Annotated in this window: 13 protein-coding genes and 1 pseudogene; 8 read left to right on the forward strand and 6 right to left on the reverse strand. The window is 66.7% G+C overall.

Going from position 1 to position 16,115, the window contains the following annotated elements; translation table 11 throughout:
• Positions 1 to 2: 2 nt before the first annotated feature.
• Genes ACSSV8_RS06690 through ACSSV8_RS06710 form a run of 5 tightly spaced genes read right to left on the reverse strand, consistent with a single transcriptional unit; the run spans position 3 to position 6,542 of the window.
• Complete coding sequence (locus ACSSV8_RS06690) at positions 3 to 1,670, reverse strand: formate--tetrahydrofolate ligase (RefSeq protein WP_354538445.1); 1,668 nt, start codon at positions 1,668 to 1,670, stop codon at positions 3 to 5.
• Between the two features lie 29 nt (positions 1,671 to 1,699).
• Positions 1,700 to 2,617 carry a methionyl-tRNA formyltransferase gene (locus ACSSV8_RS06695; protein ID WP_454281926.1) on the reverse strand — a complete coding sequence of 306 codons (918 nt, stop codon included), beginning with the start codon at positions 2,615 to 2,617 and terminating at the stop codon, positions 1,700 to 1,702.
• A 59-nt stretch (positions 2,618 to 2,676) separates the two neighbouring features.
• Positions 2,677 to 3,948, reverse strand: a complete 1,272-nt coding sequence (gene frc, locus ACSSV8_RS06700) for a formyl-CoA transferase (protein ID WP_454281927.1) — start codon at positions 3,946 to 3,948, stop codon at positions 2,677 to 2,679.
• 57 nt (positions 3,949 to 4,005) lie between these two features.
• Positions 4,006 to 5,766, reverse strand: coding sequence for an oxalyl-CoA decarboxylase (gene oxc / locus ACSSV8_RS06705; RefSeq protein WP_454281928.1), 1,761 nt, complete (start codon positions 5,764 to 5,766; stop codon positions 4,006 to 4,008).
• A gap of 56 nt (positions 5,767 to 5,822) precedes the next feature.
• Positions 5,823 to 6,542: a GntR family transcriptional regulator gene (locus ACSSV8_RS06710; protein ID WP_354538449.1), complete on the reverse strand. Its 720-nt coding sequence runs from the start codon at positions 6,540 to 6,542 to the stop codon at positions 5,823 to 5,825.
• Between the two features lie 479 nt (positions 6,543 to 7,021).
• Between ACSSV8_RS06710 and ACSSV8_RS06715 the strand changes: the two genes are divergently transcribed.
• The 7 genes and pseudogenes from ACSSV8_RS06715 to ACSSV8_RS06745 all read left to right on the forward strand — a co-directional run bounded on the left by ACSSV8_RS06715 (position 7,022) and on the right by ACSSV8_RS06745 (position 13,817).
• Entirely contained in the window at positions 7,022 to 7,561 is a 540-nt protein-coding gene (locus ACSSV8_RS06715) for a hydrolase (protein WP_354538450.1), read from the forward strand.
• Positions 7,562 to 7,685: 124 nt separating this feature from the next.
• A pseudogene (locus ACSSV8_RS06720) lies at positions 7,686 to 7,820 on the forward strand (succinate--CoA ligase subunit alpha); the annotation flags it as partial.
• Between the two features lie 134 nt (positions 7,821 to 7,954).
• Positions 7,955 to 9,130, forward strand: a complete 1,176-nt coding sequence (locus ACSSV8_RS06725; protein ID WP_454281929.1) for a succinate--CoA ligase subunit beta — start codon at positions 7,955 to 7,957, stop codon at positions 9,128 to 9,130.
• A complete protein-coding gene (locus ACSSV8_RS06730; RefSeq protein WP_454281930.1) occupies positions 9,130 to 10,029 on the forward strand; it encodes a succinate--CoA ligase subunit alpha in 900 nt (299 codons plus the stop codon). The genes ACSSV8_RS06725 and ACSSV8_RS06730 overlap by 1 nt, the downstream gene beginning before the upstream one ends.
• Before the next feature lie 17 nt (positions 10,030 to 10,046).
• Entirely contained in the window at positions 10,047 to 11,015 is a 969-nt protein-coding gene (locus ACSSV8_RS06735; RefSeq protein WP_354538480.1) for an NAD(P)H-quinone oxidoreductase, read from the forward strand.
• A 183-nt stretch (positions 11,016 to 11,198) separates the two neighbouring features.
• A complete protein-coding gene (locus ACSSV8_RS06740) occupies positions 11,199 to 12,173 on the forward strand; it encodes a glycosyltransferase family 2 protein (protein ID WP_454281931.1) in 975 nt (324 codons plus the stop codon).
• A 126-nt stretch (positions 12,174 to 12,299) separates the two neighbouring features.
• On the forward strand, positions 12,300 to 13,817 hold the full coding sequence (locus tag ACSSV8_RS06745; RefSeq protein WP_454281932.1) for a DEAD/DEAH box helicase: 1,518 nt from the start codon (positions 12,300 to 12,302) through the stop codon (positions 13,815 to 13,817).
• Positions 13,818 to 13,823: 6 nt separating this feature from the next.
• Here ACSSV8_RS06745 and ACSSV8_RS06750 read toward each other — a convergent pair whose 3' ends face one another.
• A complete protein-coding gene (locus tag ACSSV8_RS06750; protein WP_454281933.1) occupies positions 13,824 to 15,107 on the reverse strand; it encodes an ATP-binding protein in 1,284 nt (427 codons plus the stop codon).
• Between the two features lie 39 nt (positions 15,108 to 15,146).
• Between ACSSV8_RS06750 and ACSSV8_RS06755 the strand changes: the two genes are divergently transcribed.
• Positions 15,147 to 16,079, forward strand: coding sequence for an MBL fold metallo-hydrolase (locus tag ACSSV8_RS06755; RefSeq protein ID WP_354538456.1), 933 nt, complete (start codon positions 15,147 to 15,149; stop codon positions 16,077 to 16,079).
• The last annotated feature ends 36 nt before the right edge of the window (positions 16,080 to 16,115 follow it).

The raw sequence follows: 16,115 nt of genomic DNA on the forward strand, positions 1-16,115 counted from the left end.
GATCAGAACAACCCGTCGATTAGGCCGTCTTCATTGATGCGGATGGCCTCCGCCGAGGGCACCTTGGGCAGGCCCGGCATGGTCATGATCTCGCCGCAGATCACCACGACGAAGCCCGCCCCCGCCGACAGCCGCACCTCGCGCACCGGCAGGCTGTGCCCGTCGGGCGCGCCGCGCCGGTTCGGATCGGTGGTAAAGCTGTATTGCGTCTTGGCCATGCACACGGGCAGGTTGCCGTAGCCCTGATCCTCCCACTCCTTGAGCTGGTTGCGGATTTTCGCATCCGCCACTACCTCGTCGGCGCGGTAGATTTCCCGGGCGATGGTCTCGATCTTCTGAAAGAGCGGCATCTCGTCGGGATAGAGCGGCGCATATTTGGCCGATCCGCCCTCGACCAGCGCGACCACCTTGCGCGCCAGTTCCTCTGTGCCCTTGGAGCCTTGGGCCCAGTGCTTGCACAGCACCGCCTCGGCCCCCTGGCTTGCCACGAACTCCTTGACAGCCTGAACCTCGGCCTCGGTATCGGTGACGAAATGGTTGATGGCCACCACCACCGGCACGCCGAATTTCGCCAGGTTCTCGATATGGCGCCCAAGGTTCGGACAGCCCGCCTTGACCGCCGCCACGTTCTCGGCACCCAGATCGGCCTTGGCCACGCCGCCGTTCATCTTCATCGCGCGCACCGTGGCCACGATCACCACCGCCTCGGGGGCAAGCCCCGCCTTGCGGCACTTGATGTTCATGAACTTCTCGGCCCCGAGATCGGCACCAAAGCCCGCCTCCGTGACCACGTAATCCGCCAGCTTGAGCGCCGTCGTTGTCGCCACGACAGAGTTGCAGCCATGCGCGATATTGGCGAAGGGCCCGCCATGCACGAAGGCCGGATTGTTCTCCAGCGTCTGCACAAGATTGGGCTGCATCGCCTGCTGCAAGAGCACGGTCATCGCGCCGTCGGCCTTGATGTCCCGGCAATAGACCGGCGTCTTGTCGCGGCGATAGGCCACGATGATATCGCCCAGACGTTTTTCGAGGTCCGCCAGATCGGTGGCCAGACACAGGATTGCCATGACCTCGGAGGCCACGGTGATGTCAAACCCGCTCTCGCGCGGGAAGCCGTTGGCCACGCCGCCGAGGTTGCACACGATCTCGCGCAGGGCGCGGTCGTTCATGTCCATGACGCGGCGATAGACCACGCGGCGGATGTCGATTTCCTGCTCGTTGCCCCAGTAGATATGATTGTCCAGCATCGCCGCCAGCAGGTTGTGGGCGCTGGTGATGGCGTGGAAATCGCCGGTGAAATGAAGGTTCATCTCCTCCATCGGCACCACTTGGGCATAACCGCCGCCCGCGGCCCCGCCCTTCATGCCGAAGCACGGCCCGAGGCTGGCCTCGCGGATGCACACGGCCGCCTTCTTGCCGATGGCATTGAGACCGTCGCCCAGACCCACGGTGGTCGTGGTCTTGCCCTCGCCCGCCGGGGTGGGGTTGATCGCCGTGACAAGGACAAGGTGGCCGTTCTTGCGCCCGGAAAGCGACTTGATGAAGTCTTCCGAGACCTTGGCCTTGTCGTGGCCGAAGGGCAGCAGGTGCTCGCTCGGGATGCCCAGCTTGGCACCGATCTCCTGAATGGGCTTCTTGGTCGCGGCGCGTGCAATTTCGATGTCAGACATATCGTGTTCCCATCAGGTTTCTACGGTTTTCAGGTTCCAAGGGTGGCCCCGGTGGCCAGCCCGGCGGCGCCCGCCCATTCGGACGCGGGCATCTTGGCCCCGCCCTTGGGCCGCACCCGCTTGATCAGGATGCGACCGCCCACGCATTGCACCGCAACGCCGTCGTCAGTTATCTCGCGCACGCGGCCCGATATGCCGTCACCCGGCACAAGGGCGCAGTCGAAGATATCCACCTCGGCCCCGTCGAGCGTGGTCCAGGCCCCCGGCGCGGGATTGGTGCCGCGAATGAGGTCATAGACCTGTTTGACCGGGCGGTGCCATTCGATGCGCGCGTGAGTGCGGGTGCACCGGCGCTCATAGGTCGCGCGGCTCTCATCCGGCACGATGCGCGGCGGATTGCCCGAGCGGTAGAGGTCGCAGACCGTCAGCACGCTATCGACCGCGTGCGGGTATATCTTCTTGAAATAGAGGTCGATCACGGTGTCGTCGGGGCCGATCTCGCATTCCCATTGCAGAAGGCTGTCGCCCTCGTCCAGCCCGTCCGAGGGGTAGAACCACGAATAGCCCGATCTGGTGGCCCCCATGATGATCGGCCAGTTGACCGCCGACGGCCCGCGATGCAGCGGCAGAAGCGAGGGGTGAAAGCAGATCGAGCCATGGGTGGGCGTGTCGCGCGCGGCCTCCGGCACGAAGACGTTGACAAAGGCCATGATCATCAGGTCGGCCTTGTGCGCGGCCAGTTGCTCCAGCGTGGCGGGATCGTCGAAATTGGCCGGCTGATGGACCGGCAGACCCGTCTCAAGCGCCAGTTCCTTGACCGGATCGACCGGCTTGCCGTCCCGGTCAGGCTCGCAGTAGACGGCAACCACCTCGTCCGTCCCGGTCCCGAGAAGCCTGGCCAGCACATCCTTGCCAAAGGCCTGCTGCCCCATCACGATAAGTCTCATGTCGTCCTCCCGTCCGTGCGGCGGGGCGGCCTGCGCCGCGCCCTGCCCTCACGGCTTGATTATTCGGCTGCCTTCCTCGCACTCCCGACCGCGCCCGACTCCAGGATGCCGGCCAGTTCCTCCCCGTCATAGCCGAGCACGTCGCGCAGGATTTCCTCGGTATGCTCACCCAGAAGCGGCGAGCGCGTCACCTCGACGGGGCTGTCGCTGAGCTTGATGGGGCAGCCGACCGAGGTGTAGCGCCCGCGCGTCGGGTGATCGACATCGACGATCGTGCCGGTCGCGCGCAGGCCATCGTCCTCCATGATCTCCTTGGTGGACAGGATCGGCCCCACCGGGATATCGAGCGGATTGCAGATATCCATCACCTCGAACTTGGTCTTGGTCATGGTCCATTCTTCGATGCGCCCGAAGATCTCGTCAAGCTTGTCCAGCCGCTCGGGCGGGGTGGCATAACCGGGCGCGTCCTTCCACTCGGGTGCGCCGATCACGTCGCAGACCTTTTCCCAGACGGCGGCCTGCGTGATGAAATAGGTATAGGCGTTGGGGTCGGTCTCCCAGCCCTTGCACTTGAGGATGCGCCCCGGCTGACCACCGCCCGAATCGTTGCCCGCGCGCGGCGTGGCATCGCCGAAGGGAATGCCCTTGCCATGTTGCGAATATTCGGTGAGCGGCCCGGCGGCGAGGCGCTGTTGATCGCGCAGCTTGACGCGGCAGAGGTTGATCACCCCGTCCTGCATCGGGGCCAGCACCTTTTGCCCCCGCCCCGAATGCTCGCGCTGATAAAGGGCGGTGACGATGCCAAGCGCCAGATGCAGCCCGGTGCCACTATCGCCGATCTGCGCGCCGGTCACCAAGGGCGGGCCATCGAGAAAGCCGGTGGTCGAGGCGGCGCCGCCCGCACATTGCGCGACGTTCTCATAGACCTTGCAATCCTCGTATTTGCCGGGGCCGAAGCCCTTGACCGAGGCCATGATGATGCGCGGGTTGATTTCCTGAATCCGCTCCCAGGAAAACCCCATCCGGTCAAGCGCGCCGGGCGCGAAATTCTCGACCAGCACATCGCAGGTCTCGACCAGACGGGTCAGCACCGCCTTGCCCGCCTCGTTCTTGGGGTTGAGCTCGATCGAGCGCTTGTTGTGGTTGAGCATGGTGAAATAAAGGCTGTCGGCCCCCGGCACATCCACCAGCTGCTTGCGGGTGGCGTCGCCCACGCCGGGACGCTCCACCTTGATCACGTCGGCGCCAAACCACGCCAGCAACTGCGTGCAGGTCGGACCCGATTGCACATGGGTGAAGTCGAGGATCTTGACGCCTTCAAGGGCTTTCATGTGTCTCTCCGTCTCTTGGCCAAGTGGGCGCGTTCACCGTGCCCCGGTTGGTTGAAATCAGTCTTTGCGCGCCTGCGGATAGAGGCGTTGCGCCACCACCGATTGCGGGTTGAGGTTGCCGATATTGCCGCTTTCCCTGCCCGCCGCCGGGTCAATCATCGCGTTGATCAGGGTGGGCTTGCCATTGTCGAGCGCCTCATAGACCGCCTTGCGCAGTTCGTCCGGCGAACGGGCGATCACACCCACGCCGCCAAAGGCCTCGATCATCATGTCATAGCGCGCGCCTTTCACGAAAACCGTGGTCGCCGGATCGTCGCCGCCGCCCCAGTTCTCGCCATCGCCGCGATAGATGCCGTCATTGTTGAACACCACCGTGCAGATCGGCAGGTTGTAGCGGCACACGGTCTCGATCTCCATGCCGCAGAAGCCGAAGGCGCTGTCGCCCTCGACCGCCAGCACGCGCTTGCCGGTCTCGATGGCCGCCGCGATGGCCGATCCCATGCCGATCCCCATCACCCCCCAGGTGCCCACGTCGATGCGGTGGCGCGGCTTGTGGATGTTGACGATCGAGCGGCACTGATCGAGCGTGTTGGCCCCCTCGTTGACGAGGATCGTGTCGGGATGATCGTTGATCGCGTCCTTGATGACGCCGAGCGCGCCGTGATAATCCATCGGATCGTTGTTGTTGCGCAGCCGCGCGGCCATTTTCTCCATGTTGGCCGTGGCCTTGGCGTTGACCGCATCGAGCCAGTCCCTGGGCGGGGCGATCCCGGCCCCGTCCATGGCCTTGAGCAGGGCCTCGCAGCACGACCCGATATCGCCTACGATCGGGGCCGCAATCTCGACGTTCGAGTCCATCTCCTCGGCCTCGATATCCATCTGGACAAAGCGTTTCGCCCCCGGCTCGCCCCATTGCTTGCCCTTGCCGTGGCTGAGCAGCCAGTTGATCCGCGCGCCCATCATGATGACCACGTCCGAATCCTTGAGCACCATCGACCGCGCAGCGGCGGCGCATTGCGGATGGGTGTCGGGCAGCAGGCCCTTGGCCATGGACATCGGCAGGAACGGATAGCCCGATTTTTCCACCAATTCGCGGATCAGATCGTCACATTGATCATAGGCCGCGCCCTTGCCGATCACGATCAGCGGACGTTTCGCGTCCTTCATCACCGCGATGGCGCGGTCGATGGCCGATTTCGCCGGGATCTGGCGTTGCGCGGGCTCGATCACCTTGACGAGCGAGCGCGCCCCCTCGGCGGCATCCACCACCTGCCCCAGCATCGCGCCGGGAATATCGAGATACACGCCGCCGGGCCGCCCCGACACCGCCGAGCGGATCGCCCGCGCCACGGCAATCCCGATATCCTGCGCATAGGTCAGCCGGTAAGCCGCCTTGCAGAAGGGCTTGGCCATGGCCAGTTGGTCCATCTCCTCGTAATCGCCCTGCGCCAGATCGACGATCTCGCGCTCCGACGAGCCGGAAATCAGGATCATCGGCCAGCAATTCGTGGTGGCATTGGCCAGCGCCGTGAGCCCGTTCATGAAGCCCGGCGCCGAGACGGTCATGCAGACGCCCGGCATCTTGGTCAGGAACCCCGCGACGGAGGCGGCGTAGCCCGCATGCTGTTCGTGACGGAACGAGATCACCCGCATCCCCTGCGCCTGCGCATAGCGGCCCAGATCGGTGATCGGGATGCCCGGCACGTTGTAGATGGTCTTGATCCCGTTGAGCTTGAGCGCGTCGATCAGCAGGTGAAAGCCGTCCGTGACGTCATCTGTCTGCTCAGTCGGCGCTGCGGGTGCGTGGGCTACGGCCATGTCGGTCCTCCGGTTTCCAGTGGTCCGCGGCATCGGTCGCGGACGGGGTCGGGCAATCAGCTATTGGCAGCGTTTTGGGTTTCCAGGGTCGCGTTGCGGGTCAGGTTCAGGCGGCCCCAGGTCTTGCGGATGTGGTCATGCAGTTGCATCGTGTGCTCGCGCACCTTGTTGGCGGCATCCTCGGCGTCGCGACGCTCGAGCGCCTCGATGATCTCGGCATGATCGACGACAGACCGCTTGACGCGGTCGCCCTCCCACATGGAGCGCAGGCGCACGGCCTTGATATGCAAAAACACCCCCTCGGCCATGGTCTTGAGCAGGGCGCAATGCGAGATTTCGAGGATGTGCAGGTGGAATGTCAGGTTGTCGTCGGAATATTCCGCGATCCGCGTGGCCGATGTGGCGTCATGGTATTTCTCGGCGATCTTGCGCAGCGTTGCGATTTCGGTGTCGCTCGCACGTTCGGCGGCAAGACGGGCGGCCATGCTCTCGAGCGCCGCCCAGGCGATGATCATCTCGAGGATTTCCTCAAGGCTCTTGCGTTGCAGGAACACGCCCTTGCGGGGCACAACCGTCAACAGCCCGTCCGCCTCGAGCCGCGCTATGGCATCGCGCAGCGGCGTGCGGGAGATCTGCAACTGCTCGGCCAGCGTGCGCTCATCAAGGCGCAGATCGGCGTCGTCCTCATAGATGTTCATCTCGAGGATCGCCTCGCGCAACCTCTCGTAGACATGATCCTTGAGCGTGAAATTCGACGCAATCGGCCGTAGCTTCATGTTATCATCCCCAACATCGCCCGTGCCCCCGGGCACATGCGGTGGCCCCGTGGTATACCATAAGCCAGCAGGCCCGACCGGGCAATTCGTTTTTTGAAAAATCGTCGCCGCAGGTGCATCCTGGGCGGCGCGGCGCACCAGCGATAGCGTTGTTCCGAAAGGAAAACCCCCTTTGTGCAGCCCGACAGGGTGGCACGTGGAGGGGACGTCAGCAGCGCGCCTTATGCCTTTGATACAAATCAATATAATTGCATTTGCCGGATCATCGTCGCCCGGTGTCGACCGCCGCCCTGGGGGGGCCGGATTGCCGCGTTGCAGCGCCCCCCCTCCTCCGATCCGCCCCCCCCCCCGCCGGGCCGGACCGCCCGCGCCGTTTTCACCCCCGGACATATCGCGGTTGATGGCCCGTCATATTCGTGGTATCTGGCATACCACAGCCACAACGCCAAGCCGCTTTTCAGTATCCGGGGAGACAGGTCATGCTCATTCGCGCCGCCGACAGCGCGCTGGTCATCATCGACATGCAGGAACGTCTCGTGCCCGCCATGCAGGCCCCGGCCCGGACCATCCGCAACACCCGCACCCTCAAGGCCAGCGCCGAGGAAATGGGCGTGCCTGTCATCATGACCGAACAGTATCCCGCCGGGCTGGGCCATACCGTCCCCGAACTCGCGCCGGGGCCGGGGACCACCGTGCTTGCCAAGATGCATTTTTCCTGCATGGAAGATGCGGGCTTTGCGGCGCATTTTCACGGGCTCGGGCGCAAGCAGGCGGTCATCGCCGGGATGGAGGCGCATATCTGCGTTGTCCAGACCGCCGCCAGCCTGATCGAGGCGGGGTTCGAGGTGTTCGTCGTCTCGGACGCGACCGCCTCGCGCACGATTGAAAGCGAACAGGCCTGCATCGCGCGGCTGAGCGCCAGCGGCGCGGGCATCGTCACGACCGAAATGGTGGTCTTCGAATGGCTGGGCCGCGCCGGAACCCCGGCCTTCAAGCGATTGTTGCCGCTGATAAAATAACGGCCACGGCCGCCTCACCCCGGAACGGAGCCCATATGATCATCCACGCGTATCAGGCGAAGGCGCTTTTGCGGGCTTACGGGGATCCGGTTTCGGATGGGCGCGTTGTTCTGCGCGCGGACGAGGCGAAGACGGCGGCTCGGCCGAAGAAGAGGCCGCGCAGTTCCTGAAAGACGAGAAAAAGCGTGGCCGCTGGAAACCGACCGCAGGCTTCATCGCCGGACGCACCGCCCCTGCGGGCCGCCGCATGAGCTTGGCAAGGCCGTGCTCAAGGCCATCGGCTGAGACCAGGGACACGACCGACGCGCCCGTGGACCTTGTCCCGCGCGGCGGCGTTGACTTCTTGTGGTTTCTGGTATACCACAAAAAGCGGGCCAGAGGAGGAGACGACCCATGTTTCTTGCGGAATACCAGTCCAAGGAATTGCTTGCACAATATGGCGTCTCGGTCCCGGATGGACATCAGGCCCGCAGCCCGGAGGAGGCGCAGCGCCTCTGCAAGGAGATCAAGGCCCCTAAATACGTGGTCAAGGCCCAGATCGGCGCGGGCGGGCGCGGTCTTGCGGGCGGCATAAGATTTGCCGCCACCCCCTCTGCCGTGGCGCACGAAGCGGGGCGTCTTCTCGGAGGGGTTCTGGTCACCGACCAGACCGGACCGGCGGGCGAGGTCGTGGATCTGATCCTTGTCGAGGCGGCCATCGACATCGCCCAAAGCTGCTTTGTGGCCATCGCGATCGATCCGTCAAGCGGGGGTCCCATGCTCTTGGCTTCGGGCGCGGGCGGGGTGGAATTCGAGCAACGCGCCCGGATGGACGAGAGCATCGCGCAAGGCTGCGCCTTGCCCGAGGACAGCGCCGGGGCGCGCGCGCGCATCGCGGAATTTCTCTCTGGCATCGGCCTCACCGAGGCGCAGGACGGCGCGCTTGACGCGATCTTCGCCGCGCGCCGCGCCTTCATGGACAACGACATGACGCTGGTGGAGATCAACCCCTTTGCCCGCACCCGTGACGGTCGATGGATCGCGGTTGACGCCAAGGTGGCGATCGACCCCAACGCGGGCTTTCGCCGCCCCGAATTCGCCTCGATGGTGGCCGAGCGCCCCGCCCCGGCCGATGAACTGGCGGCGGCGCGCCACAACATCAACCTCGTGCGGCTCGAGGGCAATATCGGCGTGGTCGCCAATGGCGCAGGGCTGGGGCTTGCCACCAATGACATGATCGTGGATGCGGGCGGCAAGCCTGCGAACTTCATGGACATCCGCACCACCGCAAGCAGCATGGACGTGGCGCGCGGGATCGAGATCCTGCTGGACGACGGCCGGGTGACGGCGATCCTGCTCACGATCCATGGCGGCGGCATGACCACGGCCGATACGGTCGCGGAGGGGGTGAACTTTGCCTATGCCAAGGCCGCGCGGAAACTGCCGGTGATTGCCTACATGTCCGGCAAACATGCAGATTGGGGCCACCGCATCCTGCGAGACCGCAAGGTGCCGGTCGAAAGCTGCGACACGATCACCGCCGCCATCGGCCGGGTGGTTGCGCTGGCAGGTCAGGGGAGGACACGCTGATGGCGATCTTTGTCAATTCCGAAACGCGGCTCATCGTGCAGGGCATGACCGGGCGGTCGGGCACGTTCTACACCGATGAGGCGATCCGCTATGGCACGACCTGTCTGGGCGGTGTGCGTCCCGGCAAGGGCGGCAGCAGCCATATCGGCCTGCCGCTTTTTGATACGGTGGCGGAGGCCGTGGCGGCGACACAGGCCAATGCCAGCCTCGTGATCGTGCCTGCCCCGCAAGCCGGGCCTGCGATGATCGAGGCCATCGAGGCCGGGATCGGCGTGGTTGTCTGCGTGACCGAGCGCGTGCCGCAGCATGACATGAGCCGCGTCAAACAGGCGCTTGCCGGCACCGACACGGTTCTGATCGGCCCCAATTCCCAAGGCATCCTGACCGCCGGACAGTGCAAGATCGGCGTCATGCCCACGGTCAATGCCGTGCCCGGCCATATCGGCATCGCCTCGCGCTCGGCCTCGCTCACCTCCGAGATCCTGGCGCAATGCAGCAAGGCCGGGCTGGGCCAGTCCACCACCGTGGGCATCGGCGGCGACACGCTGCATGGCGTGGGCTTTGTCGAGTGTCTCAAGGCGTTCCGCGACGATCCCGAAACCGAGGCGGTCGTGCTCATCGGCGAGATCGGCGGGCGCGGCGAGGAAGAGGCCGCCGCCTATCTCGAAACGGTCGATTACGGCAAGCCGGTGGTCGCCCTCGTGGTCGGGCGGCACGCGCCGCGCGGGCGGCGGATGGGCCATGCGGGCACGCTCTCGGTTCTGGGGGGCGGCACGGCGGCGGACAAGATCGCGCGCCTGCGCGCCGCCGGGGCAGAGATCGCGGCCCATGCCGATGACGTGGTCGCCGCCGTGACGCGCGCCACCGCCAGGACCACTGACACGGCGGCCACAAGGTGAGCGACCTGCCCGACACCATGCGCGTCATTGAAATGACCGCCCCCGGCGGGCCGCAGGTCCTGATCCCCGGCACCCGGCCCCTGCCCGCCTGCGGCGCGGGCGAGGTCCTGATCCGCGTCACCGCCGCCGGCGTGAACGGCCCGGACCTTGTGCAGCGGCGGGGCCATTACCCCGCACCCAAGGGGGCCTCGGATCTGCTTGGTCTCGAAGTCGCGGGCGAGGTGGTCGCCTGTGGCGAGGGTATCGACCAATGGCACCCCGGCGACCGCGTCTGCGCGCTGACGAATGGCGGCGGCTATGCCGAGTTCGTGGCGGTGAATGGCAGCCATTGCCTGCCGATCCCCGAGGGCGTGGACGAGGTCGAGGCGGCAGGCCTGCCCGAGACCTTCTTTACTGTCTGGAGCAACGTGTTTCTCGATCACAGCCTGCCGGAGGGCGGCGTCTTCCTTGTCCATGGCGGCGCGGGCGGGATCGGATCGACGGCGATCCAGTTGGGCAAGGCGATGGGGCTAAGCGTGCTGACCACGGTCGGCGATGAGGCGGCAGCGGATTTCGTGACCTCCCTCGGGGCCGACCGCGCGATCGACTTCCGGACCGAGGATTTCGTCGCCGTCACCCGCGAGGCAGGCGGCGCGGATATCATCCTCGACATCATCGGCGGCGACTATGTCGCGCGCAACATCAAGGCGGCGCGCCATGATGCGCGGATCATTCAACTGGCCTTCAACCACGGCTCGAAGGTCGAGATCGACCTCATGCCGGTGATGCTCAAGCGGATCAGCTACACCGGATCGACGCTGCGCTCCCGGCCCGAGGCCTTCAAGACGCGCGTGGCGCAGGCGCTGCGCCGTGACGTCTGGCCGCTTTTCGGGACCGGCGCGGTGCGCCCGGTGACGCATCGCGTCCTGCCGATGACCGAGGCCGCCGAGGCGCATCGGCTGATGGAGGATGGCGGGCATCGCGGCAAGATCCTGCTGCGGCCCTGACGCAGGCGGATACCTGACGGGCGCGGGGGACAGTTTGGCCTGTTGGTGCCATTCGGGCGTTTCGCCCGCGCGGCCTCTGGTCGTGATCGCACGGGGGCTTCCAACGACCGCTTCAGGCCGGACCCGGTCATTCACCGCAACAGCCCCCTTGTCGCCGCGCCCGGTCGCGCGCATCCTCGCGCCATGACAGATCTGCCCACATGGGGCGTGGTGGCCACGATCAAGGCCCCGGCCCGCGACATCCTGAGCTTTGCCGCCCATCATCTCGATCTGGGCGCGCATCGCGTGCATGTCTATCTCGACGCCCCGAACCCGGAGGCCGAGGCAGCGTTGCGCGCCCATCCCAAATGCCGGGTGATCCTGTGCGATGACGCCTATTGGCAGCGCCGCCGCAACAAGGGCCGACCCGAGGCGCATCAGCCGCGTCAGAGCCTCAACGCCACGCATTGCCTCAATCGCCGCCCGGAGGTGGCGTGGCTCGCGCATATCGACGTGGACGAATTCCTCTGGCCCGCCACCCCCCTGCCCGCGCAGCTTGCCGCCCTGCCCGAGGACTGCCTCAGCGCGCGCGTCCGCCCCATCGAGGCATTCGCCCCCGACCCGGACGATCCACCGCCCGAGGGCGTGCAGTGGTTCAAGTCCTGCGCACGGCTGAAGGGGGCGCGCGCCGAAGAGACGGCGGCGATTTACCCGACCTTCGGCGCGCATCTCAACGGCGGGTTTCTCAGCCATGTGGCGGGCAAGGTCTTTGTCCGCACCGGCCTGCCCGACACAAGCCTGCGCATCCACAACGCCTTTCGCGGCAAGGCGATGGATGACACCCCGGCAGAACTGACCGAGACGCGCCTGTGTCACCTGCACGCCCATGACTGGCAGGACTGGCGCGCGCGCCTGCGCTATCGCCACGCGGCAGGGGCTTACCGGCCCGACATAAAGCCGCCGAGCGTGGGCGCGCTGCCGATCCATGACCTGCTGGCGCATGTCGAGGCCGAGGGCGGCGAGGTCGGCTTGCGCGCTTTCTTCGCCGAGGTCTGCACCGCCACGCCCGTCCTGCGCGCGCGGCTCGAGGCCCACGGCCACCTCCATGCCATCGCGCTTGAGCTTGACGCCAAGCGCGCGCGTCACTTCACCGATGCGCGCCGGGTCCGCCCGCATTGACCCCTCGCGCTGCTTGCTGTAAGGCGGGCGCAGCGGGCGGCCCGATTGGGGCTGGTTGCGCAATGGTTGCGCACGCCCATGACTGATGCGCGGGCCAAGACCAGTGTCCGCAAAAAGCGGATACACATGACCACATTCAGCGATCTGAACCTCAACCCCAAAGTTCTCAAGGCCGTCGAAGAAGCCGGCTACATCACGCCCACGCCGATTCAGGCCGATGCCATCCCGCCCGCACTTGCAGGGCGCGACGTGCTCGGGATCGCCCAGACCGGCACCGGCAAGACCGCCGGTTTCACGCTGCCGATGCTGTCGCTTCTGGCGCGCGGGCGCGCGCGCGCGCGGATGCCGCGCAGCCTTGTGCTCTGCCCCACGCGCGAGTTGGCCGCGCAGGTGGCCGAGAATTTCGACACCTATTCCAAGTATCTCAAGCTGACCAAGGCGCTGCTCATCGGCGGCGTCAGCTTCAAGGAACAGGACAAGCTCATCGACAAGGGCGTTGACGTTCTCATCGCCACGCCGGGCCGCCTGCTCGACCATTTCGAGCGCGGCAAGCTCTTGCTGACCGGCGTTCAGATCATGGTGGTGGACGAGGCCGACCGGATGCTCGACATGGGGTTCATCCCCGATATCGAACGCATCTTCAGCCTGACGCCCTTTACCCGGCAGACGCTGTTTTTCTCGGCCACCATGGCCCCCGAGATCGAGCGCATCACCAACACCTTCCTGACCGCGCCCGCGCGGGTCGAGGTGGCGCGGCAGGCCACGGCCAGCGAGACGATCGACCAGCATGTGGTGATGATCAAGCCATCGCGCCGGGACAAGGCCGACGCCGAGAAACGCGCCGTGCTGCGCGCGCTCATCGACAACGAAGGCGACGCCTGCACCAATGCCATCGTGTTTTGCAACCGCAAGGTCGATGTGGATATCGTGGCCAAATCGCTCAAGAAATACGGCTATGACGCAGCGCCCATCCATGGCGACCTTGAACAAAGCCAGCGCACGCGGACGCTCGATGCGTTCCGCGCCGGCGAGTTGAAGATCCTCATCGCCTCGGACGTGGCCGCGCGCGGGCTCGACGTGCCTGCGGTCAGCCATGTCTACAATTTCGACGTGCCGGGCCACCCCGAGGATTACGTCCACCGCATCGGCCGCACCGGTCGCGCGGGCCGCTCGGGCAAGGCGCTGACCATCTGCAATCCGCGCGACGAAAAGGCGCTTGCCGCCGTCGAGGCACTGATCCAGCGAGAGATCGCGCGCCTGCCCGACCCGACCGGCGGCAGCGCCCCGGCACCCGAGGGCACACCCGAAGAGGCCCCTGAGCGCGCCCCGCGCCCCAGCCGAAGCCGCTCGCGCAGCCGCTCTGTCTCGCGCAAGGACGCAGCCCCCGCCGAGACGCCAGAGGCCATGCCCGCCGAGGTTGTCCCGCAAGAGCGGGCCGAGGAGGCGCGCCCGCCGGCGCAAACCGAGACGCGCCCGACCAATCGCAGCGAGACGCGCCCGAAGGAGCGTGGCGAAAGCCGGGGCGAGGAGCGCCGGGAGAACCGCGGCCAGCGCCGCGACGACAGCGGCCCGAGGGTCGTCGGCATGGGCGATCACCTGCCCGGCTTCATCGCGCTCAGCTTCGACGAGCGGCGCGCCGGCTGAACCTGCTCAACGCGCGATCACGATATCCGCGCAGAGCCCGCCCATCCGCGCGCTCTCGCCCAGACGCAAGGTGCCGCCATGGGCACGCGCCACGTCGATCACGATCGACAGGCCAAGCCCCACGCCCGTGCCGCGATTCTGGTTGCGCGCGGGCTCGAGCCGCGTGAACGGGCGCAGCGCCTCCTCGCGCCGCTCGGGCGGGATGCCCGGCCCGTCATCCTCGACCCGGATGCGCAGCGTCTTGGGACCGAGCCAGACCGAGACCTCGGCGCGCGTGCCGTAGCGCACGGCGTTGGTGATCAGGTTCTCGACCGCGCGCCGCACCGCATGGGGCCGCAAGGCCACCTCGCCCGCGCCCTCCACCTCGTGCAGGGTCACATCGACCGCCGCGCGCTGCATGTCGGCCACCACCTGCCGCACCAGCGCAACGGGATCGACCGGCTCCGGTGCGCTCTCCTGCGCGCCACGCGCGAAGTCGAGAAAGCCGTCCAGAAGGCGCTGCATGTCATCCACATCGCGCAGCATCGGCGCGGCCTCGTCCTCGTCGATCATTGCCAGTCCCAGCCGCAGCCGCGTCAGCGGCGTGCGCATGTCATGGCTGACGCCCGAGAGCATCAGCGTGCGCTGTTCGATCTGCCGCTCGATCCGCGCGCGCATCTCGACAAAGGCACGCCCCGCCGCGCGCACCTCGGTAGCACCTCCGGGGCGGAACGGCACATGGTTGCCGCGTCCGAATGCCTCCGCCGCCTCGGCCAGCCGCGTCATGGGGCGCAACTGCGCCCGCAGGTAAAGAAAAGCCACCAGCGTCATCAGCCCGCCCGCCGCCATCAGGTTCACGAACAGCAGATGCGGACGGCGCGCCGAGACATGGCCGCGATTGACCACCACCTCCATAAAGCCCGCGCTGTCCGGAAAATAGAGCCGCACATCGCGGTCATCGGGCAATATGATCGCCGCCAGATCGGGGAAATGCCGCCGCATCTCGCGCACCACCACGATACCCGAGAAATCATACCACCGGCGGAAATCGCGCGCGGGGATCTCCGCCTCCGCCACAGGCCGGATCGTGATGCCGAGCGTCGTGGCGACGTCGGGCGCATCCGCCTCACGCACAAGCCGCACCTCGCGCGCCACCGTCTCGACCATCTGCTCGGTCACGCCCTCGAAATGGCGCTGCACGAACACCACCGAGACCACCACCAACAGCGTCACCACCGGCACGAGCAGGCTCAGCACGGTGCGCCCGAACAGACCGCGCGGCAGATAGGGTTTGAGCCATCGAAGCATCATGGCTAAACCTACGCCGGGCACGGCGCGGAAGGAAGAGCGATGCAGGCCAGCGGTGAGAACGCGCCCCCGGCGGGCGTGGCGCGGGAGATGGGCGGTGATGTGCGCGCGATCCTCGCGCCGAACCCCTCGCCGATGACGCATTGGGGCACGAATACCTATCTCCTGGGCACGCGGGCGCTTGCCGTGATCGACCCCGGCCCCGACGACCCGGCCCATCTCGCGGCGATCCTCGGCGCGCTCGGGCCGGGGCAGAGCGTCAGCCACATCTTCGTGACCCATGCCCATCTCGACCATTCACCGCTTGCCGCGCGGCTGTCGGTGGTCACCGGCGCGCCGGTGCTGGCCTATGGGGACGCAGTGGCGGGCCGAAGCGCGGTCATGGCACGGCTGGCCGAGGCGGGCGGGATCGGCGGCGGCGAGGGGGTGGATGCCGGTTTCGCCCCCGATCTCGTGCTGTGCGACGGCGAGCGGGTGGCGGGCGACGGCTGGCAGATCACCGCCCATTGGACGCCCGGACATTTCGGCAATCACATGAGCTTTCAGGCGGGCGGGGATGTCTTCAGCGGCGATCTGGTGATGGGCTGGGCGAGTACGCTGATCTCCCCGCCCGATGGCGACCTGACGCAGTTCCGCAGCGCCTGCGCGCGGCTCTCGGGCCTGCGAGCCGCGCGCCTCCTGCCCGGTCACGGCGCGCCCGTTGACGACCCCGCCGCGCGCATCGCCTGGCTGCTGGAACATCGCGACGCCCGCGAGGCCGCGATCCTTGACGCCCTACAGGAGGGCCCCGCCTGCGCACGCGCTCTGGCGGCACGCATCTATACCGACACACCCACCCCTCTGATGTCCGCCGCCGCGCGCAATGTTCTGGCGCATCTCATTGATCTGAAACAGAACTTGCACATCGACTGCCTCGATCCGCTCGGCCCCGGCGCCCGCTTTGCCCTACCCGCCCGCCCCCGGGGGGCCAGTTGAAGTTTTTGTCACAAATCCTCTGGACCTCTCGCAAAC

The sequence above is a fragment of the Roseovarius sp. MBR-79 genome, assembly GCF_053628555.1.

Excerpts from the sequence above, each read along its gene's own strand:
- ACSSV8_RS06740 (WP_454281931.1), top strand. The coding sequence starts at position 11,199 with ATGACAGATCTGCCCACATGGGGCGTGGTGGCCACGATCAAGGCCCCG.
- ACSSV8_RS06695 (WP_454281926.1), bottom strand. The coding sequence starts at position 2,617 with ATGAGACTTATCGTGATGGGGCAGCAGGCCTTTGGCAAGGATGTGCTG.
- ACSSV8_RS06735 (WP_354538480.1), top strand. The coding sequence starts at position 10,047 with ATGCGCGTCATTGAAATGACCGCCCCCGGCGGGCCGCAGGTCCTGATC.
- ACSSV8_RS06715 (WP_354538450.1), top strand. The coding sequence starts at position 7,022 with ATGCTCATTCGCGCCGCCGACAGCGCGCTGGTCATCATCGACATGCAG.
- ACSSV8_RS06750 (WP_454281933.1), bottom strand. The coding sequence starts at position 15,107 with ATGATGCTTCGATGGCTCAAACCCTATCTGCCGCGCGGTCTGTTCGGG.
- frc (WP_454281927.1), bottom strand. The coding sequence starts at position 3,948 with ATGAAAGCCCTTGAAGGCGTCAAGATCCTCGACTTCACCCATGTGCAA.
- ACSSV8_RS06730 (WP_454281930.1), top strand. The coding sequence starts at position 9,130 with ATGGCGATCTTTGTCAATTCCGAAACGCGGCTCATCGTGCAGGGCATG.
- ACSSV8_RS06690 (WP_354538445.1), bottom strand. The coding sequence starts at position 1,670 with ATGTCTGACATCGAAATTGCACGCGCCGCGACCAAGAAGCCCATTCAG.
- ACSSV8_RS06710 (WP_354538449.1), bottom strand. The coding sequence starts at position 6,542 with ATGAAGCTACGGCCGATTGCGTCGAATTTCACGCTCAAGGATCATGTC.
- ACSSV8_RS06745 (WP_454281932.1), top strand. The coding sequence starts at position 12,300 with ATGACCACATTCAGCGATCTGAACCTCAACCCCAAAGTTCTCAAGGCC.
- ACSSV8_RS06755 (WP_354538456.1), top strand. The coding sequence starts at position 15,147 with ATGCAGGCCAGCGGTGAGAACGCGCCCCCGGCGGGCGTGGCGCGGGAG.
- ACSSV8_RS06725 (WP_454281929.1), top strand. The coding sequence starts at position 7,955 with ATGTTTCTTGCGGAATACCAGTCCAAGGAATTGCTTGCACAATATGGC.
- oxc (WP_454281928.1), bottom strand. The coding sequence starts at position 5,766 with ATGGCCGTAGCCCACGCACCCGCAGCGCCGACTGAGCAGACAGATGAC.